The organism is Micromonospora sp. NPDC051924 (assembly GCF_055586005.1).
The window spans coordinates 120,291-145,603 of the sequence record NZ_JBVJJA010000011.1; the positions used below are offsets into that span (position 1 = coordinate 120,291).

The following is a 25,313-nucleotide window of genomic DNA, read 5'->3' on the forward strand; positions in this document are numbered from 1 at the left end:
CCGTTCAGCGGATCCGATCAGAAGACCAGGTTGAAGCTGCCCCAGCCGCTGGAGATCACCTTGCCGCTGGCGTCGATCCAGTTGCCGTGGCCGTCGGTGGTGTACAAGCGCATCTGGTTGCTGCTGTTGACGCCCAGCATGTCCATCATGTTGTCGCCGTTCCAGTCGCCCGGCGTCACGATGTTCTTGAAGCCGCCCCAGCCGCTGCCGATCTGGGTGCCGGCCGGGTTGGTCCAGCCACCCTTCAGGTCGGTCTGGTACATCTTCAGGTAGCCGGTGGAGGTACGGCCGATCAGGACCTCCTTGCCGTCACCCTTCCAGGCGCCCGGCGTGAGGAACAGGTTGAACCCGTTCCAGCCGGTGCCGATCCGGGTGCCCGCCGGGTTGAGCCAGCCGCCCGCACCGTTGCTGGTGTAGCGCCAGAGCTCACCGTTGGACTTGCGGACCATCAGGCTCGGCAGGTTGTTGCCCAGCCAGTTGTTGGTCACCATCAGGGCGGTGAAGTTGCCCCAGCCGGTGCCGATCTTCTTCGCACCGCCGACGAAGTTGCCCATGCCGTCGGTGTTGTAGATCCACAGCTCCCCGGCCGCGTTCACCGCCATGATCGACGGCGTCCGGTCGCCGTTCCAGTTGTAGACCCGGAAGACCCGCTTGAAGCCGCCCCAACCACTGTTGATGATCTCCGACGACCAGAAGCCACCGTACCCGTCGTTGGCGAACCCACTGCCCAGGTAGAGCCGCAGGTTGCCGGACGAGTCCCGGCCGATCAGGTCGGTGTGGCCGTCGCCGGTCCAGTCGGCGTTGATCAACGGCGGCCGGGACAGGTCCTTCTTGATCTCGGTGTTGTAGTAGCTGAGCCGCTCGTAGTATCCCCAGGTGAAACCGCAGGGCTCGTAACCCCAGTCGGTGATCGCGACCTGCCTGCCACCGACCAGCAGCGGGCCACCGGCGTCGCCGCTGCAGGCCGTCAGGTCCCCGTCCGGGTACCCGCCGGCGCAGATCATCCGGTTGGCGTCGTACTGCCCGTAGCTGGCGCAGGCGGTGTCGGCGCGCATGGTGATCGCCGCCGTGCGGAGCCGGGTGTCACCCGGGTCGGTCGAGCTGGTCACACCGTAGCCGGCGAGGACGGCAGAAGTGCCCTCCGCGTACGGCGCCTGGTCGCCCTGATCGCTCAGCGTGACCGGCGCGTACTCGGCCGGCAGGTTCTGCTTGAGGGTGAGCACCGAGACGTCGTCCAGGATCATGTCCGCGGTGTTCGCGTACTGCGCGGCGATGTTCCAGCCCTGGTGGGTCCAGGTGGACCCGACCTCGGCCACGTAGCCGCTGGTGGTGATGACGTTTCCGTTCGCGTCGAGGAGCTGGTCGTGCCCGGCGACAACCCGGGTGGTGCCAGCTCCGTCGGCGGTGCACTGTGCGGCCGTCAGCACCTTGTTGGGGGCGATGATCGTACCGGTGCACCAGCCGACCCCGCCCTCGTTCAGGTACGTGACGACCCCGACGACGTAGGGGAACTGCGACGCGCTGGCCAGCGTGCCTCCCGCGATCCTCGGCTTCGGGTCGCTGCTGGTCGACTGGAAGCGAGGTCCGTACGCGCCCGGGGCCGGCGGGGTGAAGTTGCCCTCCCGGTAGTGCGGCAGCTTGGTCTGCCGGGCGGCCTGGACACTGCTCGCGTCGTACCCGCCGTCGGTCGGGGCGGCCTGGACGACCGTTCCGGGTGCGACGATTGCCGCGCCACCGAGGGCGAGGCCGGCCAGGATTCCAGCCGCCCGCCGCCGTCGGGCTCCTGCGGTGTCTGCCTCTTGAGCCACTATTTCTTCCTGTCGTCCGGTTGATCGAGGCACTCGAAGCCGCCAGCGTGACGTACGCCGATCAGGCGCGGGAGGACGACGAGTCCGCCGAGGCGCATGACCTCGTACGACAGTGGATTCCCGCGCCCGAGCGGAGGGAGAGGCGTCGGCGACAGATCGGGCGACGCTCGTTGGCGGCTCCGAGCGACGAGACGCTAGCAAGCCCGCAGGGAAAATTGAAGATCCGTTGGTGCACATCCGGCCGCCCCGGCCAGAGGCCAGTGTCCAAGATCACGTCACCGTGCGTCCGGACGGATCGCCGACGATCTTGGGCAGGGGCGGCTGACCGGATTTCCTGGCAAGGTTGGTGGATGGCCGCCCTGATTCGATCCCGCCTGACCGACTGGACGACCCTCGTACCCCCGATCGCGGTCCTCGTGCTCGCGGCGTGCTGGGGGCGCGACCTGCCGCCCGCGCTGATCGTCGTGGTGGCCGCGCTGCTGGCCGGCGCGGTGCTGGCGGCCGTGCACCACGCCGAGGTGGTGGCCCACAAGGTGGGCGAGCCGTTCGGCTCGCTGGTACTCGCCGTGGCGGTCACGGTGATCGAGGTCGGACTGATCGTCACGCTGATGATCAGCGGCGGCGACAAGACCCAGGCCCTGGCGCGGGACACGGTCTTCGCCGCCGTGATGATCACCTGCAACGGGATCCTCGGCCTCTCCCTGCTGCTCGGGGCGCTGCGCCGCCGGGTGGCCGTCTTCAACCCGGAGGGCACCGGCGGGGCGCTGGCCACCGTGGCCACCCTCGCCACCCTCAGCCTGGTGGTGCCGACCTTCACCACCAGCCGGCCGGGTCCGGAGTTCTCCCCGACGCAGCTCGCCTTCGCGGCGGTGGCGTCGCTCGCCCTGTACGGGCTGTTCGTGATGGTGCAGACCGGCCGACACCGCGACTACTTCCTGCCGGTGACGCAGGAGGGCAGCATCCTGGCCGAGGACGCCGACGGCGACGGGCACGCCGACCCGCCGTCCGCCCGTACCGCGCTGGTCAGCCTGGCACTGCTGGTCGTGGCCCTGGTCGCGGTGGTCGGCAACGCGAAGACCATCTCCCCGGCGATCGAGGCCGGCGTCTCGGCGGCGAACCTGCCGCAGGCGTTCGTCGGCGTGGTCATCGCTCTGCTGGTCCTGCTGCCCGAGACCCTCGCCGCCGCCCGCGCCGCCCGCCGGGACCGGGTGCAGATCAGCCTCAACCTGGCGCTCGGCTCGGCCATGGCGAGCATCGGCCTGACCATCCCGGCCATCGCGCTGGCCTCGATCTGGCTCGACGGCCCGCTGCTGCTGGGCCTCGGCGGCACGCAGCTGACGCTGCTCGCGCTCACCGCCGTGGCCGGGGTGCTCACCGTCGTGCCGGGACGGGCGACCGTGCTCCAGGGCGGGGTGCACCTGGTGCTGCTCGCGGCGTTCGTCTTCCTGGCCGCCAGCCCGTAGGACGGGGCCTCCTCCATCTCTCCTGACCGGATGCCGGCCCGGCGAGCGGCGGCCAACCGGCTCAGTCGTGCAGTTCGGTGCGGGCGACCTCGGCGAACGCCGCGGACAGGTAGCCCGCCAACGGGCGGCCGGTGGCGGCCAGCAGGTCGGCAACGAGCAGCGGGGCGTGCCGGGCGATCGCGGCCGGCTCCGGCGGCGGGTCGTCGTCGCCCGGGTCGTACACGCCCAGCGCACTCGCCAGCAGCACCAGGAGCACGTGCGGGTCGACGTCCGGCCACCACGTGGCGGTGGACCGGACGCAGCGCTCCAGCACCCGGCGGACGTCGTCGCCGTCCAGCCCGTCCGGGTGGGTCTCCTCCAGCAGCAGCCGGACCACGCCGCCGAGCACCAGGCCGGCCCGGTCGGCGGCGGCCAGCCGCGCCACCGCCGGCCCGTACGCCTCGGCGTCCCGGTCGGTCGCGACGGCGACCGCCGCGCCGGCGGCCTCGGCGATCTCCCGGGCGGGGGCGGGCAGGTGCCGCCAGGTCGTGGTCACCGGGCCAGCATGGCAGACGGCACCGACAGGGGGCCGGCTCAGTCAGTCCCGTCCGGCTGCACCGGGCGCTGCGCGGCCCACGACCCCGCCCGGCCAGAGGTGTCCGGCCACCGGCCCGCGTCCGCTCTCCACACCGGAGGTCAATCCGGGCGTGTCCTTCGTCACCCGGTGGCTTCGCCCGGCACGGTGACGTCCGTAAACCGCTCGCGACCCGTCGTACCCGGCGCACAGAATCCAGGCATGCTGCGCCGCGCCCTACCCGCCCGCCCGGAAGCCCGCCGAATCCTGATCGGCACCCTGCTGTCTGCCGTGGGGCGCGGTCTCACCCTGCCGTTCCTCTTCATCTACCTGACCGACGTGCGCGGGCTCTCCGACAACCTGGCCGGCCTGGTGATCGGCTGGTTCGGGGCGGTGACGCTCGCCCTGTCCCCGCTGGGCGGGACGCTGATCGACCGGTTCGGCGCGCGACGGGTGGTGCTGCCCTGCCTGGTCGTCGAGGCGATCGGCACCGCCTCGCTGGCGCTGGTCGACTCGACCGCGGCGGCGTTCGGCGTGATGACGTTGATCGCGGTGGGCGGTTCGGCACTGTGGTCCGGGCAGACCACCATCCTCGCCTCGCTGACCGGCGACGGGGAGCGGCAGCGGGTGTTCGGCCTGCAGTTCGCCCTGCTCAACCTCGGCATCGGGGTGGGCGGGCTGATCTCGGGCGCGGTCGTCGACGTGGCCCGCCCGGTCACCTTCCAGGCCATCTACCTGCTCGACGCGCTGAGCTACCTGACGCCGGGCCTGATCCTGCTGACCCTGCCGCACGTGGGGCACCGGCTGGCGCAGGCCCGGGAGGCGGGTGCCGCCCGGACGAGCGGGGGCTACCTCACCGTGCTGCGGGACCGGCCGTTCCGGCGCCTGGTCCTCTTCGGTCTGGTCCTGACCACCTGCGGCTACGCGCAGATCGAGGTGGGCTTCGCCGCGTACTCGGTGCGGGTGGTGGAGGTGACGCCCCGGGTGGTGGCCTGGGCGCTGGCCTGCAACACCGTGATGATCGTGCTCTCCCAGCTGCTGGTCATCCGTCGGATGGAGGGGCGCAGCCGGACGGGGGCGCTCGCCGCCGTGGGCGCGGTCTTCGCCACCGCCTGGCTCGTCCTCGGCGCGGCCGGCGTGATCGGTACGGGCAACGCGCTGCTCGCCGCGCTCGGCGTGGTGGCCTGCTCGGCCATCTTCGGTTTCGGCGAGACGATGCTGTCGCCGGTCATGCCGGCGCTGACCAACGCCCTCGCCACCGACGAGCTGCGCGGCCGCTACAACGCGATGAGCTCGATGATCTTCGGGATCAGCGGGATCATCGGTCCGGTCACCGCCGGCCCGCTGATCGGCGCGGCGCACGGCCGGCTCTGGGTCGTGGTGGTGGTGGGCGGTTGCCTGACCGCCTCGGTGCTGGCCCTGTCGCTGCGCCGGCTGCTGACCCCCACCCAGGACGGCCGCCCGACCCCGACCCCGGCCGCCGTCCCGGCACCCGTCTCCGCCTGACGACAACCCCGCGGGGCGGGCCCCGACATGCGGAAGGGCCCCGGAGCGGCTGGCTCCGGGGCCCTTCGTCGTACCGGGTCCGCGTCAGGCGGCGGGGACCTCGGCGGTGGTCTGGATCCGGTTCAGCGCCGGCGGCGAGACCGGCGACTTCTCGGTCAGGTACGCGGTGAAGGCGTCCAGGTCGATCATGCCGGTGACCGCGTTGGTGCCACCGGTGAGGACGCTGAACCCGTCCCCACCGCCGGAGAGGAAGTTGTTCACCGTGACCCGGTAGGTCGCGGTGTCGGTGACCGGGGTGCCGTTGATGGTGAGGCTGCCCCGGACCACCCGGGTGCCGCCGCACGGCGCGCTGGCGGCAGCGGTGGTGCCGTTGGGGTCGACGACGTAGTGCACGGTCGAGGACGCGTACAGCACCTTGGTGGTGGTGAACTGCTGCTCCAGCAGGCAGTAGAGCTGGGCGCCGGTCAGGTCCAGGGTCACCAGGTTGTTGGCGAACGGCTGGACGGTGAAGGCCTCGGAGTAGGTGACCGGGCCGGCGTCGAGGTCGGCGCGGACCCCACCGGGGTTCATGAACGCGGCGACCGCGTTCTGCTCGTTGTCGGTGGCGGCGAGCTGGGCGTCGGCGATCAGGTTGCCGAGCGGCGACTCACCGGTCTGGTACGTCGGCTTGCCGGTGCTCGGGTCGGTACCGGTCTGGTACAGGTTCTCCTGGGTCTTGGTGATCGCCGCGGTGGTCTCGCCGACCACCTTGTCGGCCACCGGGCCCAGCGCGGTCTTGTAGTGGGTGATCAGCTCGGTGCTGGCCGGGTCCTTCGGGACGTCCCGGGTGACCACGACGTTGTTCGCCTTGGCGCTGATCACGTCGCCGCTGCGCCGGTCGACCTGGAGGTCGATGTCGGTGACCAGGCGGCCGAAGGAGCTGGCGCTGGTGACCAGCTTGCCGTTGATGTTGCAGTTGTACGCGGCGTGGGTGTGCCCGCTGACGATCACGTCGATGGCCGGGTCCATCCGGTTGGCGATGTCGACGATCGGGCCGCTGAACCCGGTGCAGTCGTTGATGCCGCCGCCGTTCTGCACGCCACCCTCGTGCAACAGCACGACGATGCTCTGCACGCCCTGGGCCTGCAGGATCTTGGCGTACTTGTTGGCGGTGTCCGCCTCGTCGGCGAAGGACAGACCCGCGACGCCCTGCTGGCTGACGATCTGCGGGGTGCCTTCCAGGGTCATGCCGATGAAGCCGATCTTGACCCCGTCGACCTTCTTGATGCCGTACGGCGCCAGCAGCGGCTGGCCGGTGGCGGTCTTGAAGGCGTTGGCGGAGAGGTACTGGAACTTGGCGCCCTCGAACGGCGTGCCGTCGGCGCAGCCGTCCACCGGGTGGCAGCCGCCGTTCTGCATGCGCAGCAGCTCGGTGGCGCCCTCGTCGAACTCGTGGTTGCCGACGCTGGTGAACTCGAGCCCGGCGAGGTTCATCTCCTCGATGGTCGGCTCGTCGTGGAAGGCGGCGGAGAGCAGCGGGGAGGCGCCGATCAGGTCACCGGCGGCGACCGTGACGGTGTGCTCCCGCTCCTCGTCGGTGGTGCCACGCAACTGGTTGAGCCGGGTGGCCAGGTATTCCGCGCCGCCCGCGGTCTGCCCGGCGATGGTGCCGCTGGAGCCGGTCGGCGGCTCCAGGTTGCCGTGGAAGTCGTTGATGGCGAGCAGCTTGACGTCGACCGGCTTCGGCCCGGCCTCGGCCTGGTTGGGGTTGACGGCGACCGCGGTGAACGCGGTCGCGGCGAGTGCGGCCAGGCCGACGGCGGCCCGACGCATCCCGGGGACGGACATGGAACTCCTCGTGAGATTCGGCGCGTGGCTGTCCGGACGATGGTTCGCCCGGCGACCCTGATCCGTGCCGTGACAGGGGTCGTCGCGAGGGCGGCTGTCGGGGGAGCGCCGCCCCGCCGGGGGCAAGCTTCTCATCCACCGGGCGATCGGTCGACCGGGGCGGCACCTCCGAATCGTGGATCTGCACGACTACCTGTAGCGGTATGCCCGACGAGTCCGACATGACCGGCAGGTGAATTCCTTCACGGCCCCCCGCTGTCACAGGTCTGGGCTAGAAAAGTAGCCATGACGTCGAACGGGACCACCTGGACGGTGGAGACGGTGCGGTCGGCCGACGGCACCACCATCGCGTACGAGACCGCCGGCGAAGGGCCGCCGATCGTGCTGGTCGGTGGGGCCTTCAACGACCGGAGCACCGTCCGTCCACTGGGTGCCGCGCTGACGTCCGACTTCACCGTCTACGGCTACGACCGGCGGGGCCGGGGCGGCAGCGGCGACACCGGACCCTACGCGGTGCAGCGGGAGATCGAGGACGTGGCGGCCCTGATCGAGCAGGCTGGCGGCCGCGCCTACCTCTACGGCCTGTCGTCCGGGGCGATCCTGGCCGCGTACGCGACGGCCGAGGGCCTGCCGGTGGCCGGGCTGGCGCTCTTCGAGCCGCCGTTCCAGGCCGGCCCGCACGGTGGCCGCAAGCCGGGGCTCTCCGAGCGGCTGACCGAGTTGGTGTCGGCCGGCCGGCGCGGCGACGCGGTGGAGTTGTTCCTGACCGACGCCGTCGGGGTGCCGGCCGAGGCGGTCAGCGGGATGCGTGGCGCGCCGGAGTGGTCGTGGATGGAGGGGCTGGCGCACACCCTGGCGTACGACACCACGGTCACCGGTGACGGCGCCCTGCCCGCCGACCGGCTCGCCACCATCACCGCCCCGACCGTGGTGGTGGACAGCACCGGCAGCCCGGAGTGGCTGCGGGACGCGGCTGCGGCGACCGCCCGGGCGGTGCCCGGCGCCACCCACCGCAGCCTGGCCGGCGGCTTCCACGAGGTGCCGCCGGAGACGCTGGCCTCCGCGCTGCGCGACGCACTGCTCCGCTGATCCCACCGTCGACCGGGTTGGTCAGAAATCCCGGTCCGTTCCGGGTTGCCGGTCGGATCCGTCACCCCGGCCGGCCGGTGAGGACCCCCGACACCAGCTCGCGGAGCGCCACCGGCGTCCACCACCCGGCGACGCCCGGCCGGTCGGCCAGGTAGGCGACGATCCGCTCGGCGTCCCAGTCGTGCGCCTCGCGCAACCCGCAGGCGAGCAGGCCCAGATAGACCGGGGCGGGCGCGGTCCACTCCACGTCGGACGCCCGCACCGGGGCGGTGAAGGTGAGCATCGGCAGGCCGTCCCGCGTACCGACGCGGAGCAGGGTCTCGTAGCGGCCCGGGCCGAGCGCCGCCCGGCCGGTCTCCGCCGCCACGCGGACCAGGTCGAGGTCCGCGCCGGGCGGCCGGTACATCTCCTGCGCGGCGATGTCGGCGAACTGCTCGACCGTCACCAGGTAGCCGCGGACCGCCGCCCGGCCAGGCAGCTCCGGGTCGTAGAAGGCCATCCCGCCGGTCCAGGCCCGCGACTCGCCGGCGAAGTAGACCCCGCCGGGGACCAGCGCCGGGACCGCCCGGCTGGGTGGTCGGCAGTCCCGGCAGCCCGGATACCTGCGCAGCCCGCCGGGCGGCCGGCCACCGGCGAGGTAGTGGCGCAGCCGCTCGGCATGCAGGTTCGAGCCGTACGCGACGTACCAGAGCCGGTCCATCCGGTCAGAACCAGCAGGTCCGCCCGGCGGCACGGCTCACCTGGACGGTGTGTGTGACGCAGCGGTCCTCGGCCACCTGGTGCAGCAGGAAGCCGGTCGGCTCGGCCACCATCCAGATCTCCGGGTCGTCGGTCATGGTCAGGCCCACCTGCATCCAGGTGCTCGGCGCGGTGGTCAGCACCGTGCCGGCGAAGCTGCTGGTCACCGGCCGGTGCAGGTGGCCGGCGGCGACGCGTACGACATGGGGGTGCCGGCCGATCACGGCGGCGAACGCGTCGGCGCCGGTGAGCCGGATGGCGTCCATGGCCGGGATGCCGACCGCGACCGGCGGATGGTGCAGGCACACGACGGCGGGCACCTCGGGGCGGCCGGCGAGCACCCCGTCGAGCCAGCCGAGCTGGTCCTCGCCGAGCCGGCCGGCGGCGTCCCCCGGGAGGAGGGAGTCGAGCACCACGACAGTCGCCGCCGGGTGGTCGACGTGGTAGTGAGCCGAGAAGCCTCCGCCCAGGTAGGGGGTGCCGCCGAAGGCATCCAGCAACGACTCCCGGTCGTCGTGGTTGCCGGCCGCGAGGTGCACCGGCAGCGGGAACCGCCCGATGATCTCGCGGAGCGCGGCGTACTCGTCGGGACGGCCGTTGTCGGCCAGGTCACCCGTGATCACCACGCAGTCGGGGCGGGGGCGCAGCGCCAGCACCCGGCCCAGCGCCCGGTGCAGCCCGGTGGCCTGCTCGGCGGCGAGCGGACCGGTGGTCACGTGCGGGTCGCTGAGCTGGGCGATGAGCATCGACGCCTCCTCGGACCGGGACCCCTCACGCTATCGCCGACCGCCCCCACCGCGCGGCCCCGGCGCACCCACAGGCCGTGTCCACAGCCTGTGGATAGCACATGTGTACGAAGGTCGCCGGACCGGCGGCTGAGTACCCTTGATCGCGCCCGCCCCCCTCCGACCAGGAACGACGTGGATCACGAGCGAGTCGTCCGAGACGTCACGGTCCGCCTGCCGATGGCGTCGACCGCGCTGGAGGCGTGCCAGTGGACGGCCGCCGCGCTCGCCCGGTACACCCCCGCGACCATCTCGGTCCTGCTCCAGGTCCACGACCGGCTCCGCTGTGTCGCGGCCACCGGCGCCTGGCAGGTCTTCTCCACGGTGCCGCCGAAAACCGGCGGCGACAGCTCCAGCTCGGCGCGTCTGACGCCGCGCCGCGACCTGGAGCGGTCGATAGTGGGCCGGGTCTACGCCTCGGGCGAGCCGGCGGTCGTCGCCGACGTCACCGCCGACCCCGACTACCTGCCGGTACGCCCGGACGTCACCGCCGAGATCTGCGTACCGGTGCTGGACCCGGCCGGGCGGCCGCTCGGCGTACTCGATCTGCAGTGGAGCGGACCGGTCGAGCTGGAGCGGTGGCGGGAGACCGCGGAGCGGCTGGCCGGCCGGCTGGGCGCGCGGATCGTGGCGCTCGGCGGCCCGCCGGCGGAGAGCCGCAGCGAGAAGCTGCTCCGGCACGCCGCCGCGATGACCGCCGCCCCCACCGACTGGGACCTGATGGCCGCCGCCATCACCGCCGCCCGGGACGTCTCCGGGCTCCCCGCCGCCGTGCTGCTCCTCGCCGGTCGGCGTGGGCCCCGGCTGGGCGCGCCCACCGGCACCCCGGGTGAGCTGGAGTCGCGGATCCGGGCCGAGCTGACCGAGGCCGGGCCGGCCGCGCTCGGCCACATGATCGCCCGGGCGCACCGGAACGGCGCCGCGTACACGCTGGGCGAGGCGGGGCATCCGCCGACCGAGGACTACCTGCCGCTCGCCTCGGCCGGGGCGCGCACCGTGGTGGCGGTGCCGGTCGGGCCGCCGGACGGCGGCGGGCTGCTGCTGGTCGCCGACGAGCGCCTGCTGCGTCCCGACCCGACCACGGTCAACCTCATGGAGCTGCTCGCCGGCCAGGCGTGGACCTGCCTCGACCGGCTGCGTACGCTCGCCCGGCTGCGCGAGCAGGCCAGCTCGGACCCGCTCACCGGGCTGCGGCACACCGGGCCGTTCGGCCAGCGGATCGCGCGCGCCACGCCGGGGCGTACCGCCCTGCTGGCGATCGACGTGGACGGGTTCAAGGACGTCAACGACACGTACGGCCACCAGGCCGGGGACCGGCTGCTGGTCGGGCTCGCCCGGGCGCTGGAGGGGGCGCTGCGGCAGGGCGACGAGCTGTACCGGACCGGGGGCGACGAGTTCGTCGCGGTGATCGAGGTGAACCGCCCGGAGGAGGCGGTACGGATTGCCGAGCGGCTGACCGAGGCGGCCCGGCGTACCGGCCGCACCATCAGCGTCGGCGTCGCCCTCCCCCGCCCCGGCGAGCCGCCGGAGCGCACCCTCCACCGCGCCGACCAGGCCCTCTACACGGCCAAACGCCAGGGCCGCGACGCCGTCCGCCTCGCCGCCGCCTAACCACACCCCCCCGCACCCCGCACCCCCGCACCCCCCGCCTCGGCGATCTTGCACTTCGGGTTGACGATCCGCCCCAGTTCGCGGCATTCATCGCCACCGGAACTGCAAGATCGCCGCGGAAGGGCGGGACGGGGGGGAGGGAGGGCGGGGAGGGGGAGGGGGGAGGGGGGAGGGGGAGGGTGGGCGGGGTCAGGGGCGGGTGAGTTCCTTGGCGAGGAGCTCGGCGATCTGGGCGGTGTTGAGGGCGGCGCCCTTGCGGAGGTTGTCGCCCGTCACGAAGAGGTCGAGGGCTCTGGGGTCGTCAACGGCGCGGCGGATCCGGCCGACCCAGGAGGGGTCGGTGCCCACCGCGTCGATGGGCATCGGGAACTCGCCCGCCGCCGGGTCGTCGACCAGGATCACGCCGGGCGCGTTGCGCAGCGCCTCGCGGGCGCCCTCGGCGTCCACCTCGGTGGCGAAGACCGCGTGCACCGCGACCGAGTGGCCGGTCACCACCGGCACCCGTACGCAGGTGGCGGACACCTTCAGGTCGGGCAGTCCGAGGATCTTGCGCGACTCGTTGCGCATCTTCAGCTCCTCCGACGACCAGCCGCCGTCGGCGAGCGAGCCGGCCCAGGGCACCACGTTGAGCGCCAGCGGGGCCGGGAACGGGCCCAGCTCGTCGCCGACCGCCTGCCGGACGTCGCCCGGGCGGGAGCCGAGCACCCGGTCCCCGGCGACCTTGCCGAGCTGGACGTGCAGCGCGTCCGCGCCGGCCTGCCCCGCCCCGGACGCCGCCTGGTACGACGCGAGCACCAGCTCACGGAGGCCGTACTCGCGGTGCAGCGGGGCGATGGCCACGATCATCGCCAGGGTGGTGCAGTTGGCGTTGGCGATGATCCCCTTGGGCCGGTTACGCACCTGCTCCGGGTTGATCTCGGGGACGACCAGCGGCACGTCCCGGTCCATCCGGTAGGCGCCGGAGTTGTCCACCACCACCGCGCCCCGGGACACCGCGACCGGCGCCCACTCCACGGAGACCTCGTCCGGCACGTCGAACATCGCCACGTCCACCCCGTCGAACGCCTCGGCGGTGAGGGCCTGGACGGTCAACTCCTCGCCCCGGCACTGCACGCGGCGCCCGGCCGAGCGCTCCGAGGCGAGCAGCCGGATCTCGCCCCACACGTTGCGCCGGGAGGAGAGCAGCTGGCACATCACCGTGCCGACGGCACCGGTCGCCCCGACCACGGCAAGGGTGGGCAGCGACGACATGCGGCTACCGCCCGGTGCCCGCGTAGACCACGGCCTCGGTGTCGCCGCCCAGGTCGAAGGCGTCGTGGATGGCGCGGACCGCCTTGTCCAGGTCGGTGTCCCGGCAGACCACCGAGACCCGGATCTCGGACGTGGAGATCATCTCGATGTTGACCCCGGCCGCGCCGAGGGCCGCGAAGAAGCCGGCCGCGACGCCCGGGTGCGAGCGCATGCCGGCACCGATCAGGGACACCTTGCCGACGTGGTCGTCGTAGAGCAGGCCCTTGAACTTGACCGACTCCTGGATCTTGCTGAGCGCGGCCATGCCGGTCGCGCCGTCGGTCTTGGGCAGCGTGAACGAGATGTCGGTGCGCCCGGTGCCCTCGGTCGACACGTTCTGCACGATCATGTCGATGTTGATCTCGGCACCGGCGACGGTCTCGAAGATCTTCGCGGCGGCGCCCGGCTCGTCGGGCACCCCGACGATCGTGATCTTCGCTTCGCTGCGGTCGTGGGCGACCCCGGTGATCAGTGCCTGTTCCACAGGAAGGTCCTCCATCGATCCGGTGACCATCGTGCCGGTGTTGGTCGAGTATGACGAACGGACGTGGATCGGCAACCCCGCGCGCCGGGCGTACTCGACGCTGCGCAGGTGCAGCACCTTGGCGCCGCAGGCGGCCAGCTCCAGCATCTCCTCATAGGTGATGTTCTTGATGTGCCGGGCGTTCGGCACGATCCGCGGGTCGGCGCTGAAGACGCCGTCCACGTCGGTGTAGATCTCGCAGACGTCCGCGTCGAGCGCGGCGGCCAGCGCCACGGCGGTGGTGTCCGACCCGCCCCGGCCGAGGGTGGTGACGTCCTTGGTGTCCTGCGAGACGCCCTGGAAGCCGGCCACGATGACCACCGCGCCCTCGTCCAGCGCGCCCTTGAGGCGGCCCGGGGTGACGTCGATGATCCGCGCCCTGCCGTGCACCGAGGTGGTGATCACGCCGGCCTGCGAGCCGGTGAACGAGCGGGCCTCGTACCCCAGGTTGTGGATGGCCATGGCGAGCAGCGCCATGGAGATCCGCTCCCCGGCGGTGAGCAGCATGTCCAGCTCGCGGCCGGGCGGCAGCGGGCTGACCTGGTTGGCCAGGTCGAGCAGCTCGTCGGTGGTGTCCCCCATCGCGGAGACCACCACGACCACGTCGTCGCCGGCCTTGCGGGCGGCGACGATGCGCTCGGCCACCCGCTTGATCCGCTCGGCGTTGGCGACGGAGGACCCGCCGTACTTCTGCACCACGAGTGCCACGACGGCGCACTCCCTCCCAGCGACGACCCTGAGCGTGCCGACGCCGCCGGCTTTCGGTCCGGCGGCGCGTGTCAGACCACCCCAGGGTATCCGGCGGGCCGCGGCGCCGGGTCGGGTGATCCCACCATCCGGCCCGGCGTGGGGCGGCTCACCAGGGGCGGCCGCGCCGGTCGCGGAGTTCGCGACACGCCGGCACGGCAGCCGTACGGTGGGCTCCCCGACCCCGGGCGCGCACCGCAGAATGTCCCGGTGCACGCTCAACTTCGCGCGGGCCGGCGACTGACCGGCGCCCTGGCGATCGCCCTGTCGGCGCTGCTCCCCGCCTGCACCGCCGCCCCGCCGGCGCCGGCCCCGACCAGCACCGCCGACCCGGCCCCGGCTGAGATGGACGCCGCCCGCGACGAGCTGGCCGCGCTGGCCGCCGCCGCCCAGGACCGGCACCTGACCGCCGCGTACACCTTCGCCACGGCGGACGGCCCGGACCGGACGGTCACGGTGACCAGCGCGAACGACGGCACCTGGCGGGTGGACGTGCCCGGTTGGGGGCGGGGCGGCACGGTGGACGTCTCGCTCGCCGCGACCCCCGACGGGCTGTACCAGTGCGCGCTCCCGTCGGCGGGGCACTCGGCGCCGCCGAGCTGCGTACGCCTCGGCGACCAGGACGACAGCGTGCCCCGGAAGCTGGATCTCCGGGTGCAGCACCCGTTCACCGACTGGCTGGAGGTGCTCACCGACCGCCGGGCGCCGCTGGCGGTCTCGCCCGCCGAGCCGCCGACCGGGGCGACCGGCCAGTGCTACTCGGTCGAGTCGACCTCGGCCTCGCTGAACGCGCCGCTGGAGGTCGGCATCTACTGCTACCGGCCGGACGGCACCCCGACCGCGGTCCGGGCCGCGTTCGGCACGTTGCGGCTGGCCGGCGAGCCCGGGCCGGCGCCGGCCACCGTGCAGCTGGCCGGGCCGGTCGTCGAGGACGACCCGGTGGGGCGCGAGGCGCCGACACCCGCCGACAGCCCGAGCTCGGAAACGCCCTGACCCTCCTGTCCGTTACGGGTGCTCTTGACCACATCTGGCCAACCCGGCGGAGGGGACGAAACACCCATGAAGGACCCTCAACCTCATGGCCGACCTGACACCGCTGCTCGCCTTCCGCTGGAGTCCCCGGGCCTTCGACCCGGACGCGGAACTCACCGGGGACGAGGCCGCCTCCCTGTTGGAGGCCGCCCGCTGGGCGCCCTCGACCGGGAACGCGCAGCCGTGGCGGTTCGCCCTCGGGCACCGGCAGGACGAGACGTGGAAGCGGATCCTGGTCACCCTCCCGGAGCCCGACCAGTGCTGGGCCCGGCACGCCTCCGCCCTGGTGGTCGGCGCGTCGTTTGCGGACTCCCACGCCAGTTCGGCCGGCGGCGGGAACGCCGAGCGGGCCGCGTACGACCTGGGGCAGGCGATCGCTCACCTGACCGTGCAGGCCACCGCGCTCGGCCTGCACGTGCACCAACTCACCCGGTTCGACCGGGCCGGCCTCGCCACCGAACTGGACCTGGCGGCCGGGATCCGGCCCCTGGTGGTGGCCGCCGTCGGCCGGCTCGGCGACCCGTTCGCTCTCCCCGCCGACCTCCGTACCCGGGAGACCGCCCTCCGCCGCCGCCACCCCCTCACGGCGCTCCTCCTCCCCTGACCACCCCGCCGGCCCGGACCCGAGGACCCGGCCGGTCCGCTCCTCCGACGACCCGGTGCCGTGCACGGGATCAGCGGGCCTTGACCGACTCGGGATGCGGCAGATCGGTGGCTCCCGGAGCGGGGACGCCCCGTCTTGCCGCAACCCGCCGGCAGCCAGGGCGGCCCGCGGACGGGAGGCGACGGGGGCGGGGGCCGGGTCAGGTGCCGCGGGCGGCGCGGAGGAGGGATGCGGCCACCTCGGTGTTGCGGTAGCGCACGTGCCGGCCCTCCCGGGACCGGTCGACCAGCCCGGCGGCGTGCAGGGCGGACAGGTGCTGCGAGACGTTCCCGGCGGACATTCCGGTGAGTCGGGCCAGGTCGGTGGTGGTCACCGCCGTGTCGAGCAGGTGCAGCAACGCGGCCCGGCCGGCGCCCACCACCCGCGCCAGCGGGTCCCCGGGCGGGGCGGGGGCCCGCTCCCAGAGCGTCCCGACCGCACGAACCGGGTACGCCCCGGCCGGCAACGAGTCCTCCAGCAGGTTCCACAGCACCCGCCGATCGGTGAACACCCCCGGGTTCAGCGCCAGCCCCCGACCGCCGAGGTCGAAGTCCCGCTCGAACGGGTCGTCGCTGACCACCCGGTCGCCGAGCCAGCGCAGGCTGGGATGGAGCTGCTCGAAGAGCCGGCCGGCGCCGCCCTCGGCCAGCTGGGCGGCGCGGTAGGCCACATCGGCGTCGAGCAGCGCCCGCATCCGCGGCCAGTCCGGGGCGATCGCCTCGTCGTACCAGACCCGCACCGCGTCGACGAGCTGCGGCAGCAGCCCGCGGGGATCGGCGAGCAGCGCCCGCCCGAACGGACTCAGCGGCCGGCTCGGGATGGTCGCCAACAGATCCTGGACCACCACGCCGGGCGGCGTCGCCGCGATCTGGTCGAGCTGCTCGGCCATCTCCACGTCCGGCCGGGCCGCCGGGGTGAGGAAGTCGGGCAGCCAGCGGCGCGGCCGGGTCAGCTCCACCAGCGGCCGGACCCGGTCGGCCACCTCCGGGCGGCGCAGGGTCACCCGGGCCCGGTCGATCCAGGGCAGGTGCACCGAGTAGCGGACCGGATCGGCCAGCGCCCACATGCTCATGACCGTCTCGTTGGCCGGCGAGACGGCGAACCGCAGTCCCGCAACGTCGGCCAGGCTGAACCGCAACTCGGACACGCGCACCCCCGGACGCAGGATTCGGCCCAGCCTAAAAGGCTCGACCCGAGCGTGGGGGGCACGGTTTGCTCACCGGTCATGGGGGCCAGAGACACCATCCGCACCGCCGTACGGCACGTCGTACCGCCGGCCGGGCTGACCCGCGCCCTGGCCGTGCAGGCCATGGTGTACGCCGTCGGCCACGGCCTCTTCCAGGCCGGCAGCGCGGTCTTCTTCACCCGGGCGCTGGGGCTCAGCCCGGCCCAGGTGGGCTTCGGCCTCTCGCTGGCCGCCGGGGTGTCCCTGCTCGGCACCGTCCCGCTCGGCGGGCTCACCGACCGGTTCGGGGCACAGCGGGTGTGGGTGGTCGGGCAGCTGCTCCAGGCGGCGCTCTTCGCCGCGTATCCCCTGGTGGGCGGGTTCCCCGGCTTTCTCGCCGTGGTGGTCGCGCTGGCCCTGGTCGACGCGGCCAGCGGCACGGCCCGGCAGGTCTACTCGATCAACGCGCTGCGGCCGGAGGAGCGGGTCACCGCGATGGCGTACCAGCGCTCGCTGCTGAACGTCGGGTTCGGGTTGGGCGCGCTGATCAGCGGCGTGGTGCTGGCGGTGGACACGATCACCGCGTACCGGGGGATGGTCTGGTTCATCGCGGGCGTGTTCCTGGTGACGGCGGTCTTCGTGCGCCGGCTGCCCCGGCTGCCGGAGGTGGCCCGACCGACCGAGCCGATGAGCCGGCTGGCGGTGCTGCGTGACCGCCCGTTCATGGCCGTGGCGCTGCTCTCCGGGCTGCTCACCGCGCACCAGACGCTCTACCTAACGGTCATGCCGCTCTGGGTGCTCACCCACACCGACGCCCCGAAGACCGTGATCGCCGCGCTGGTGCTGCTGAACACGATCCTCGTCGTGCTGCTCCAGGTACGCGCCAGCCGGGGCGCCGACACCGCTCCCGGCGCCGCCCGGGCGTCCCGCCGGGGTGCCCTGCTGATCACCCTGTTCTGCCTGGTCCTGCCGATCTCCGGGGTCACCCACGGCACCCTCACCGTGGTGGTGCTGGTGGCCGCCGCGACGATGCTCACCGTGGCCGAACTGGTCGAGTCGGGCGGTGCGTGGGGGCTGACGGCCACCCTGCCGCCGGCCGCCCAGCGCGGCGCGTACGTGGGGGCGTTCCGGCTGGGCAGCCAGCTCCAGTTCCTGGCCGGCCCGCTCGGGCTGACCGCGCTCGGCGTCACCACCGGCGGCTGGGGCTGGTTCCCGATGGCGGCCCTGTTCGTGCTGATCGGGCTGGCCGTGGTGCCGGCGGTGGCGTGGGCGGAGCGGACGCCCCGGCTGGGCGCGGCGAGCCCGGAACCCGAGAGGGTGACGCCAGTCCCATAGTCCGGACCCGCCTTCCCACCACCAGTCCCACCACGTAGGGTGACCCTGTCATGTGGCGGGCGTACCTTCTCCTTGGCTGCCGCGACGAGGCCTGACCGGCCGGCACCTCGTCGCGGAGTTGAACCGCGCCGTCCAGCACATCCGAACTTCCTCTCGGCACCCGGCATCGTCGCCGGGCATCTGCGCCGACACCTTCCGATCTGCTGACGCCACATGTTCCAGGGAGCATTCCGAGATGGCTCAACCTGTCACCGACGCTGAGACCGATCCGATCGCCCGGCAGCGCCCCAGCCGGATGCCGTTCCACCGTTACCTGCCGTACGACCAGCAGTTCCGGGTCGACCTGCCGAACCGTGCCTGGCCGACCCGCCGGGTCGAGGCCGCGCCGCGCTGGTGCGCGGTGGACCTCCGCGACGGCAACCAGGCGCTGATCGACCCGATGTCCCCGGAGCGCAAGCGCCGGATGTTCCAGCTGCTCGTACAGATGGGCTACAAGGAGATCGAGGTCGGCTTCCCGTCGGCCAGCCAGACCGACTACGACTTCGTGCGGCAGCTGATCGAGCAGGACCTGATCCCGGAGGACGTCACCATTCAGGTGCTGACCCAGTGCCGGGAGCACCTGATCGACCGGACCTTCGAGTCGCTGCGCGGCGCCCGCCGGGCCATCGTGCACTTCTACAACTCCACCTCGACGCTCCAGCGCCGGGTGGTCTTCGGCCTGGGCCGGGACGGCATCACCGACATCGCCACCCAGGGCGCCCGGCTCTGCCAGAAGTACGCGGAGATCCACACCCCGGACACCGACATCCACTACGAGTACTCGCCGGAGTCGTACACCGGCACCGAGCTGGAGTACGCGCTGGAGGTCTGCGCCAAGGTCATCGAGGTGGTCGACCCGACCCCGGACCGCAAGCTGATCGTCAACCTGCCGGCCACCGTCGAGATGGCCATGCCGAACGTGTACGCCGACTCGATCGAGTGGATGCACCGGCGCCTGCCGCGGCGGGACAGCCTGGTGCTGAGCCTGCACCCGCACAACGACCGGGGCACCGGGGTGGCCGCCGCCGAGCTGGGCCTGCTGGCCGGCGCCGACCGCATCGAGGGCTGCCTGTTCGGCAACGGCGAGCGCACCGGCAACGTCGACCTGGTCACCCTGGGGCTGAACCTGTTCTCCCAGGGCATCGACCCGATGATCGACTTCTCGAACATCGACGAGATCAGGCGGGCCGTCGAATACTGCAACCAGCTGCCGGTGCACGAGCGGCACCCGTACGCGGGCGACCTGGTCTACACCGCGTTCTCCGGCTCGCACCAGGACGCGATCAAGAAGGGCTTCGACGCCCTGCACGCCGACGCGGCGGCGGCCGGGGTGCCGGTCGACGAGTTCACCTGGGCGGTGCCCTACCTGCCGATCGACCCGAAGGACCTGGGCCGCACCTACGAGGCGGTCATCCGGGTCAACTCGCAGTCCGGCAAGGGCGGCGTCGCGTACATCATGAAGTCCGAGCACCAGCTCGACCTGCCGCGCCGCCTCCAGATCGAGTTCTCCGGCGTGGTCCAGCAGGTCACCGACCACGACGGTGGCGAGGTCGAGCCGGGCACCATGTGGGAGATCTTCGCCCGCAACTACCTGGTCGATCACCAGGTCGACCCGACGGTCACCCTGGCCGGTTACGCGATCGGCACCGCCGACGGCAAGGTCGAGATCGAGGCCCGGGTGGGCTTCGAGGGTGAGGTCCGCCCGCTCACCGCGGTCGGCAACGGCCCGATCGACGCGTACGTCAGCGCGCTGCAGTCCCTGGGCGTGGCGGTACGGGTGCTCGACTACCACGAGCACGCGCTCTCCTCCGGCGGGGACGCGCAGGCCGCCGCGTACGTGGAGTGCGAGGTGGACGGCCGCACCGTCTGGGGCGTCGGGATGGACGCCAACATCGTCACCGCCTCGGTGAAGGCGGTGACCAGCGCGGTCAACCGCGCCCACGGCTGAGTCGCGAGGAAGGGTCCCCTGTCAACGCCCCGTGCACGGCAGGGGACCCTTTTCGACGCCGGACCTGGCAGGCCGGCGGGGCCCCGAGCCGATGTCAGGCGGGCACGACCCTCGGCGTTCCGCCGTCCAGGACGACCGCCTGGGCGACGATCACCCGCTGACCGTCGAACGTCATCGCGGGCGAGCCGTGCAGTCGGTAGCCCTCGGCCAGCGCCTCGCTCACCCGGCGGCAGAACTCGGCGTCGTCGGGCCCGGTGAGCAGGCGGTACCGCAGCCGGTCGTCGTGGTCGCTCATCCGGTGACCGTAGCAACCTCCCCCGGTCACCCCGCTCCGCGCGCTCCGACGCTTGTCAAGAGGGGCGCTTGTCCGGCGGCGTGGACGCGGGCAGGGACGGGCAGGGCTGGGCCCCGGGCGCCTTCCGCTCCGGGCGGTGGATCAGCAGCCCGGCCATCGCGGCCCCGGCCAGCAGCAGCCCGGCGCACCAGAGCATCGCGCCACGGAACGCGCCGGTCAGCGCGGCCTTCTGCTCGTATCCGGTGCCGGACAGGCCGACCAGCAACGGCAGCGCGGCCACCGCCAGCAGGCCGCCGGCCCGGGAGGCGGCGTTGTTGAACCCGCTGGCCACCCCGGCGAACCGGTCGGCCACCGCGGCCAGCACCGAGGCGGTCAACGGCGCCACCACCAGGGTCAGGCCCATCCCGAACAGGGCCACCCCGGGCAGCACGTCGGCCCAGTACGAGGCGCCCGGCCCGACCCGGCGCAGCAGCAGCAGGCCGAGCGCGGCGAGCACCGGGCCGACGGTGAGCGGCAGCCGGGGACCGATCCGGGCCGAGAGCGCCCCGGCGCGGGCCGAGCCGACCAGCAGCAGCACCGTCATCGGCACGGTGGCCAGGCCGGTGAGCAGCGCCGACCAGCCCACCACGTTCTGCAGGTAGACGGCGAGGAAGAAGGTGAACCCGCCGAGCGCCGCGTACACCACCACGGTGAAGACGTTCAGCACCGAGAAGAGCCGGCTGCCGAAGAGCCCGGTGGGCAGCATCGCCGCGTCCCCACGCCGCCGCTCGACCAGCACGAAGACGACCACGGCGAGCACTCCGACCAGCACCGCCGCCAGCACCGCCGGGGAGCGGACGCCGCGCGCCGGGGCGTCGATCAGGGCGTACGTGACCCCGCCCAGCCCCAGCGCGCCGAGCAACGCCCCGGCGACGTCGAACCGCCGGCCCGCCCCGGTACGCGAGGCCGCGACGTCCCGGCTCTCCGGGACCCAGCGCAGCGCGGCGAGCACCACGGCGACGGCCAGCGGCAGGTTGATGAAGAAGATCCACCGCCAGGAGAGCGTGTCGATCAGCCAGCCGCCGAGCAGCGGGCCGAGCGCGGTGGAGACCCCGGAGAGCCCGGACCAGGCGCCGATCGCCTTCCCCCGATCGTCGGGATGGAAGCTGGCCTGGAGCACGGAGAGCGAACCCGGGGTGAGCAGCGCCCCGCCGGCGCCCTGCAGGAAGCGGGCCGCGATCAGCCACGAGGTCCCCTGGGACAGCCCGCAGAGCAGGGACGCGCCCGCGAACCAGGCCACCCCGAGCAGGAAGACCCGGCGCCGGCCGAACCGGTCGCCGAGCGCGCCCCCGAGCAGCACGAACGCGGCCAGCATGAGCAGGTAGCCGTTCACGGTCCACTGGAGATCGGCCACGTTCGCACCGAGTTCCTTGCCGAGCCGGGGCAGTGCCACGTTGACCACCGTGCTGTCCAGGAAGACCATGCCGGAGGCGAGGATCGCGGCGAGCAGGGTGCCGCGGCCGGCGGCGGTGCCGGTGCGAAGCGCGGGTGCGGGTGCGGTCATGGGAAACCACTCTGCCCGGGCTCCACTCCCGACGCCACGAATCACAGAAACCGCCGCCGGGTACTGTGCGGACTCGCCGGGAGCCCGCAAGCTAAGAAGGTGTCGTCTGTGCGTACGAGATCAGCAGCCCGCGCCGCGTCGGCGGCCGTGCTCACCGCGGCGCTCGCCCTTGGCGCGGCCGGTTGCGTGCCGGCGGTCGACGAGCCGGACCCGTCGCCGAGCGCGGCCGGGAACGTCAACCAGCAGCTCGGTGAGCTGACCGTCGCGGTCGCCGGGTCGATGAAGGGCTACAGCCGGACCCGCTTCCCGCACTGGCGGGACACCGGCAAGAACTGCGACGTACGGGACAGCGTGCTGCAGCGCGACGGGGAGAGCATCAAGCTCTCCGGCTGCAACGTGGTGGACGGCCGCTGGGACAGCCCGTACGACGGGCTGGTGTTGACCGATCCCGCCGACGTGGACATCGACCACGTGGTGCCGCTGGCCAACGCCTGGCGCTCCGGCGCCGACGAGTGGGACGACTCGAAGCGCGGCGATTTCGCCAACGATCTGACCCGGCCGCAGCTGGTGGCGGTTTCCCTCCGTTCCAACCGGGCAAAGGGTGACCAGGATCCGTCCCAGTGGAAGCCGGCGAACAAGTCGTACTGGTGCCAGTACGCGGCGGACTGGGTGACGGTCAAGCACTACTGGCGGTTGACGGTGACCAGTGCCGAGAAGGCCGCCCTGACCGACATGTTGGAGGGCTGCACATGGGCGAGCAAGCCGTGACCGGAGCCGGCGCGACGCCGGCGCCGGAGCACACAGCGGACGCCGCGGGCGGGAACGCGGCGGCGGCCACCGGTGGCGGGACGGCGGCCGGTCCGACCTCGGCCGGGATGACGGCCGACGGGGCGCCGCCGGCCCCCGCCGACGTGTCCGGGGCGGGTATGTCCGCCGACGCCGTCCCGGCGGCGCCGGCCGGCGGCGCGCCCGCCGGGCCGCCGCAACGCACGGCCGACATCACGGCCGGCCCCGGTGGGGTGATGACCGACGAGGTCGGCGTGGTGACCGGTGAGCTGACCCTGCGCACCGAGTGGGCCGACGGCCAGGTCACCCTGCGGGTGCAGTACAAGGACGCCGACGAGTGGTACGCGGTGACCGGCGGCCGGGCGGCGCTGGCCGATCCGTCCGGGTTGGACGCCGTGCACACGGTCGCCGTCGCCCTGCTCAACCGCCCCGAGGGCTGAGACGCGACGAGGCCCCCTTCCCCGGCCGGGGAAGGGGGCCTCGTGCCGTGCTCACGGGGTCGGGATCAGCTCACCGGTGTCGCCCGGCGCCGCGCCGTCGTCCGGCCGGACCAGCTCCGGCTCCACCTCGTGCGGCCGGATCCGGCCGGCCGCGATGTCCTCGGCGTAGTGGCAGGCCACCCGATGGCCCTCCAGCACCTCGCGCAGCGCCGGCCGCTCGTCGGCGCAGCGCTTCGGCTGGGCCCACGGGCAGCGGGTGTGGAACCGGCAGCCGGCCGGCGGGTTCGTCGGCGAGGGCAGGTCGCCGGCGAGCAGGATCCGCTCGCGGCGGTCCTCCACCTGCGGGTCGGGCACCGGCACCGCCGACATCAGCGCCTTCGTGTACGGGTGCATCGGTTCCCGGTAGAGGTCGTCGCTGGACGCCTCCTCCACCAGGCCGCCCAGGTACATCACGCCGACCGTGTCTGCGATGTGCCGGACCACCGCCAGGTCGTGCGCGATGATCAGGTATGTCAGGCCGAGCTCGTTCTGGATGTCTTCCATCAGGTTGAGCACCTGGGCCTGGATGGACACGTCCAGCGCGGAGACCGGCTCGTCGGCGACGATGAGGTCCGGGTCGAGCACCAGCGCCCGGGCGATGCCGATGCGCTGCCGCTGGCCGCCGGAGAACTCGTGCGGGTACTTGCTCAGCGCCGAGGCGGGCAGGCCGACCGCGGCCAGGGTGTCCCGGAGCTTCTTGGCGGTGGCCGCCTTGTCCCTGGCCAGGCCGTGCGCCTTGAGTCCCTCGACCAGCAGCGACTCCACCGACTGCCGGGGGTCGAGGCTGGACAGCGGGTCCTGGAAGATCATCTGCATCCGACGGCGGGTCTTGCGCATCGCCTCGCCCTTGAGCGAGCGGACGTCGGTGCCGTCGAAGACGATCTCACCGTCGGTCGGCTCGACCAGCCGCAGCAGGCCCCGCCCGAGGGTGGACTTGCCGCAGCCCGACTCGCCCACCAGCCCGTACGTCTCGCCCTTGTTGATCGACAGGGAGACGCCGTCGACGGCGTAGACGTAACCGACCGTGCGGTCGATGAGCACGCCGCTCTTGATCGGAAAGTGAACCTTGACGTCGCGCAGTTCGACCAGTGGTCCGGTCCGCTCCTCGGTCACGGGACCGCCACCTCCTCGGTTACAGGGTTGTTGCAGCGCAGGTCGCCGCCGGTCGCGGTGGGTTCGAGCGGAGGCGTGCCCTCCAGGCAGGCGTCCACCACGTTGTCGCAGCGGGGCGCGAAGGCGCACCCCTCGACCCACGGGATGTTGTCGGCCACCGAGCCGCGGATGGCGTGCAGCCGCTCACCGCGCGGCGAGTCCAGTCGCGGCACCGAATTGAGCAGCCCGTGGGTGTACGGGTGCCGGGGCCGGGCGAACAGCTCGTGCCGGGCGGCCCGCTCGACGACCTTGCCGCCGTAGAGCACGTTGACCGTGTCGCAGAGGCCGGCCACCACGCCTAGGTCGTGCGTGATCATGATGAGCGCGGTGCCGGTCTCGTCGACGAGCTGCTTGAGCAGGGTGAGGATCTGCGCCTGGATGGTCACGTCCAGCGCGGTGGTCGGCTCGTCCGCGATCAGCAGCCGCGGCTTGCAGGCCAACGCGATGGCGATCAGGGCGCGCTGCCGCATGCCGCCGGAGATCTGGTGCGGGTACTCCTTCAGCCGCCGGTTCGGGTCCGGGATGCCGACCGCGTCGAGCAGTTCCCGGGCCTCCTTCAGCGCCGCCTTGCGGTCCATGCCCCGGTGCCGCTCCAGCACCTCGGCCACCTGGACGCCGATCGGGACGACCGGGTTCAGCGACGAGAGCGGGTCCTGGAAGATCATGCCGATGTCCCGGCCGCGCCGGTCCCGCATGTCGTCGGGGCGCAGCTGGAGCAGGTCGGCGCCGTCGAACATCACCTGGCCGGTGACCTTGTTGCCCCGCCGGGGCAGCAGGCCCATGATCGCCAGGCTGGTCACGCTCTTGCCGCAGCCGGACTCGCCGACCAGGCCGACGGTCTGTCCCGGCTCCACGCTGAAGCTGACCTTGTCGACCGCGGTGAACGGCTGCTCACCGCGGCGCTGGAACACCACGCTCAGGTCGCGTACGTCGAGCAGGCTCATCGGGTCACTTCC

22 protein-coding genes are annotated in these 25,313 nt (G+C 73.0%); 10 read left to right on the forward strand and 12 right to left on the reverse strand.

All coding sequences use genetic code 11. From position 1 onward, the window contains the following. Positions 1 to 17: 17 nt before the first annotated feature. Positions 18 to 1,808 carry a trypsin-like serine protease gene (locus ACZ6S5_RS11680; protein WP_465999940.1) on the reverse strand — a complete coding sequence of 597 codons (1,791 nt, stop codon included), beginning with the start codon at positions 1,806 to 1,808 and terminating at the stop codon, positions 18 to 20. Positions 1,809 to 2,158: 350 nt separating this feature from the next. Between ACZ6S5_RS11680 and ACZ6S5_RS11685 the strand changes: the two genes are divergently transcribed. Beyond that, positions 2,159 to 3,271: a calcium:cation antiporter gene (locus ACZ6S5_RS11685; RefSeq protein ID WP_465999941.1), complete on the forward strand. Its 1,113-nt coding sequence runs from the start codon at positions 2,159 to 2,161 to the stop codon at positions 3,269 to 3,271. A 61-nt stretch (positions 3,272 to 3,332) separates the two neighbouring features. Here the strand turns inward: ACZ6S5_RS11685 and ACZ6S5_RS11690 are convergent, their stop codons facing one another. Beyond that, a complete protein-coding gene (locus ACZ6S5_RS11690) occupies positions 3,333 to 3,806 on the reverse strand; it encodes a hypothetical protein (RefSeq protein ID WP_465999942.1) in 474 nt (157 codons plus the stop codon). Between the two features lie 240 nt (positions 3,807 to 4,046). Between ACZ6S5_RS11690 and ACZ6S5_RS11695 the strand changes: the two genes are divergently transcribed. Then, positions 4,047 to 5,330, forward strand: coding sequence for an MFS transporter (locus ACZ6S5_RS11695; RefSeq protein WP_465999943.1), 1,284 nt, complete (start codon positions 4,047 to 4,049; stop codon positions 5,328 to 5,330). Positions 5,331 to 5,414: 84 nt separating this feature from the next. Here ACZ6S5_RS11695 and ACZ6S5_RS11700 read toward each other — a convergent pair whose 3' ends face one another. Beyond that, on the reverse strand, positions 5,415 to 7,157 hold the full coding sequence (locus ACZ6S5_RS11700) for a bifunctional metallophosphatase/5'-nucleotidase (protein WP_465999944.1): 1,743 nt from the start codon (positions 7,155 to 7,157) through the stop codon (positions 5,415 to 5,417). A gap of 285 nt (positions 7,158 to 7,442) precedes the next feature. On the opposite strand from ACZ6S5_RS11700, the gene ACZ6S5_RS11705 reads away from it, so the two are divergent. Beyond that, on the forward strand, positions 7,443 to 8,246 hold the full coding sequence (locus ACZ6S5_RS11705) for an alpha/beta fold hydrolase (RefSeq protein WP_465999945.1): 804 nt from the start codon (positions 7,443 to 7,445) through the stop codon (positions 8,244 to 8,246). 61 nt (positions 8,247 to 8,307) lie between these two features. Here ACZ6S5_RS11705 and ACZ6S5_RS11710 read toward each other — a convergent pair whose 3' ends face one another. Together ACZ6S5_RS11710 and ACZ6S5_RS11715 are read right to left on the reverse strand one after the other, a co-directional pair. Then, a complete protein-coding gene (locus ACZ6S5_RS11710) occupies positions 8,308 to 8,946 on the reverse strand; it encodes a histone deacetylase (RefSeq protein WP_465999946.1) in 639 nt (212 codons plus the stop codon). 4 nt (positions 8,947 to 8,950) lie between these two features. Beyond that, positions 8,951 to 9,730 carry a phosphodiesterase gene (locus tag ACZ6S5_RS11715; RefSeq protein ID WP_465999947.1) on the reverse strand — a complete coding sequence of 260 codons (780 nt, stop codon included), beginning with the start codon at positions 9,728 to 9,730 and terminating at the stop codon, positions 8,951 to 8,953. A gap of 174 nt (positions 9,731 to 9,904) precedes the next feature. On the opposite strand from ACZ6S5_RS11715, the gene ACZ6S5_RS11720 reads away from it, so the two are divergent. After that, the gene (locus ACZ6S5_RS11720; RefSeq protein ID WP_465999948.1) at positions 9,905 to 11,380 is read left to right on the forward strand and encodes a sensor domain-containing diguanylate cyclase; all 1,476 of its coding nucleotides are present in this window, start codon (positions 9,905 to 9,907) and stop codon (positions 11,378 to 11,380) included. A 189-nt stretch (positions 11,381 to 11,569) separates the two neighbouring features. Here the strand turns inward: ACZ6S5_RS11720 and ACZ6S5_RS11725 are convergent, their stop codons facing one another. Next, positions 11,570 to 12,631, reverse strand: a complete 1,062-nt coding sequence (locus tag ACZ6S5_RS11725; RefSeq protein ID WP_465999949.1) for an aspartate-semialdehyde dehydrogenase — start codon at positions 12,629 to 12,631, stop codon at positions 11,570 to 11,572. Between the two features lie 4 nt (positions 12,632 to 12,635). After that, complete coding sequence (locus ACZ6S5_RS11730) at positions 12,636 to 13,901, reverse strand: aspartate kinase (protein ID WP_465999950.1); 1,266 nt, start codon at positions 13,899 to 13,901, stop codon at positions 12,636 to 12,638. A gap of 249 nt (positions 13,902 to 14,150) precedes the next feature. Here ACZ6S5_RS11730 and ACZ6S5_RS11735 point away from each other — a divergent pair, with 249 nt between their 5' ends. Next, positions 14,151 to 14,933, forward strand: a complete 783-nt coding sequence (locus ACZ6S5_RS11735; RefSeq protein WP_465999951.1) for a hypothetical protein — start codon at positions 14,151 to 14,153, stop codon at positions 14,931 to 14,933. An 85-nt stretch (positions 14,934 to 15,018) separates the two neighbouring features. Then, complete coding sequence (locus ACZ6S5_RS11740) at positions 15,019 to 15,576, forward strand: nitroreductase family protein (protein ID WP_465999952.1); 558 nt, start codon at positions 15,019 to 15,021, stop codon at positions 15,574 to 15,576. Positions 15,577 to 15,775: 199 nt separating this feature from the next. Here ACZ6S5_RS11740 and ACZ6S5_RS11745 read toward each other — a convergent pair whose 3' ends face one another. Next, positions 15,776 to 16,762 carry an ArsR/SmtB family transcription factor gene (locus ACZ6S5_RS11745; RefSeq protein WP_465999953.1) on the reverse strand — a complete coding sequence of 329 codons (987 nt, stop codon included), beginning with the start codon at positions 16,760 to 16,762 and terminating at the stop codon, positions 15,776 to 15,778. A gap of 78 nt (positions 16,763 to 16,840) precedes the next feature. On the opposite strand from ACZ6S5_RS11745, the gene ACZ6S5_RS11750 reads away from it, so the two are divergent. Next, positions 16,841 to 18,115, forward strand: a complete 1,275-nt coding sequence (locus ACZ6S5_RS11750) for an MFS transporter (RefSeq protein ID WP_465999954.1) — start codon at positions 16,841 to 16,843, stop codon at positions 18,113 to 18,115. A 235-nt stretch (positions 18,116 to 18,350) separates the two neighbouring features. Further along, positions 18,351 to 20,102 (forward strand): 2-isopropylmalate synthase, encoded by a 1,752-nt coding sequence (gene leuA, locus ACZ6S5_RS11755; protein WP_465999955.1) that lies wholly within the window; start codon positions 18,351 to 18,353, stop codon positions 20,100 to 20,102. A 94-nt stretch (positions 20,103 to 20,196) separates the two neighbouring features. Here leuA and ACZ6S5_RS11760 read toward each other — a convergent pair whose 3' ends face one another. Next, complete coding sequence (locus tag ACZ6S5_RS11760) at positions 20,197 to 20,397, reverse strand: DUF1737 domain-containing protein (RefSeq protein WP_465999956.1); 201 nt, start codon at positions 20,395 to 20,397, stop codon at positions 20,197 to 20,199. Positions 20,398 to 20,452: 55 nt separating this feature from the next. Further along, on the reverse strand, positions 20,453 to 21,940 hold the full coding sequence (locus ACZ6S5_RS11765) for an MFS transporter (protein ID WP_465999957.1): 1,488 nt from the start codon (positions 21,938 to 21,940) through the stop codon (positions 20,453 to 20,455). 108 nt (positions 21,941 to 22,048) lie between these two features. Here ACZ6S5_RS11765 and ACZ6S5_RS11770 point away from each other — a divergent pair, with 108 nt between their 5' ends. Continuing rightward, positions 22,049 to 22,708 carry an HNH endonuclease family protein gene (locus ACZ6S5_RS11770; RefSeq protein WP_465999958.1) on the forward strand — a complete coding sequence of 220 codons (660 nt, stop codon included), beginning with the start codon at positions 22,049 to 22,051 and terminating at the stop codon, positions 22,706 to 22,708. Continuing rightward, positions 22,690 to 23,166: a hypothetical protein gene (locus ACZ6S5_RS11775; protein ID WP_465999959.1), complete on the forward strand. Its 477-nt coding sequence runs from the start codon at positions 22,690 to 22,692 to the stop codon at positions 23,164 to 23,166. The genes ACZ6S5_RS11770 and ACZ6S5_RS11775 overlap by 19 nt, the downstream gene beginning before the upstream one ends. 51 nt (positions 23,167 to 23,217) lie before the next feature. Here ACZ6S5_RS11775 and ACZ6S5_RS11780 read toward each other — a convergent pair whose 3' ends face one another. Together ACZ6S5_RS11780 and ACZ6S5_RS11785 are read right to left on the reverse strand one after the other, a co-directional pair. Further along, positions 23,218 to 24,318 (reverse strand): ABC transporter ATP-binding protein, encoded by a 1,101-nt coding sequence (locus ACZ6S5_RS11780; RefSeq protein WP_465999960.1) that lies wholly within the window; start codon positions 24,316 to 24,318, stop codon positions 23,218 to 23,220. Beyond that, positions 24,315 to 25,301 (reverse strand): ABC transporter ATP-binding protein, encoded by a 987-nt coding sequence (locus ACZ6S5_RS11785; RefSeq protein WP_465999961.1) that lies wholly within the window; start codon positions 25,299 to 25,301, stop codon positions 24,315 to 24,317. Before ACZ6S5_RS11785 ends, ACZ6S5_RS11780 begins: the two co-directional genes overlap by 4 nt. Positions 25,302 to 25,313: the final 12 nt, after the last annotated feature.

Excerpts from the sequence above, each read along its gene's own strand:
- ACZ6S5_RS11685 (WP_465999941.1), top strand. The coding sequence starts at position 2,159 with ATGGCCGCCCTGATTCGATCCCGCCTGACCGACTGGACGACCCTCGTA.
- ACZ6S5_RS11695 (WP_465999943.1), top strand. The coding sequence starts at position 4,047 with ATGCTGCGCCGCGCCCTACCCGCCCGCCCGGAAGCCCGCCGAATCCTG.
- ACZ6S5_RS11700 (WP_465999944.1), bottom strand. The coding sequence starts at position 7,157 with ATGTCCGTCCCCGGGATGCGTCGGGCCGCCGTCGGCCTGGCCGCACTC.
- ACZ6S5_RS11705 (WP_465999945.1), top strand. The coding sequence starts at position 7,443 with ATGACGTCGAACGGGACCACCTGGACGGTGGAGACGGTGCGGTCGGCC.
- ACZ6S5_RS11710 (WP_465999946.1), bottom strand. The coding sequence starts at position 8,946 with ATGGACCGGCTCTGGTACGTCGCGTACGGCTCGAACCTGCATGCCGAG.
- ACZ6S5_RS11715 (WP_465999947.1), bottom strand. The coding sequence starts at position 9,730 with ATGCTCATCGCCCAGCTCAGCGACCCGCACGTGACCACCGGTCCGCTC.
- ACZ6S5_RS11725 (WP_465999949.1), bottom strand. The coding sequence starts at position 12,631 with ATGTCGTCGCTGCCCACCCTTGCCGTGGTCGGGGCGACCGGTGCCGTC.
- ACZ6S5_RS11740 (WP_465999952.1), top strand. The coding sequence starts at position 15,019 with ATGGCCGACCTGACACCGCTGCTCGCCTTCCGCTGGAGTCCCCGGGCC.
- ACZ6S5_RS11750 (WP_465999954.1), top strand. The coding sequence starts at position 16,841 with ATGGGGGCCAGAGACACCATCCGCACCGCCGTACGGCACGTCGTACCG.
- leuA (WP_465999955.1), top strand. The coding sequence starts at position 18,351 with ATGGCTCAACCTGTCACCGACGCTGAGACCGATCCGATCGCCCGGCAG.
- ACZ6S5_RS11760 (WP_465999956.1), bottom strand. The coding sequence starts at position 20,397 with ATGAGCGACCACGACGACCGGCTGCGGTACCGCCTGCTCACCGGGCCC.
- ACZ6S5_RS11765 (WP_465999957.1), bottom strand. The coding sequence starts at position 21,940 with ATGACCGCACCCGCACCCGCGCTTCGCACCGGCACCGCCGCCGGCCGC.
- ACZ6S5_RS11775 (WP_465999959.1), top strand. The coding sequence starts at position 22,690 with ATGGGCGAGCAAGCCGTGACCGGAGCCGGCGCGACGCCGGCGCCGGAG.
- ACZ6S5_RS11785 (WP_465999961.1), bottom strand. The coding sequence starts at position 25,301 with ATGAGCCTGCTCGACGTACGCGACCTGAGCGTGGTGTTCCAGCGCCGC.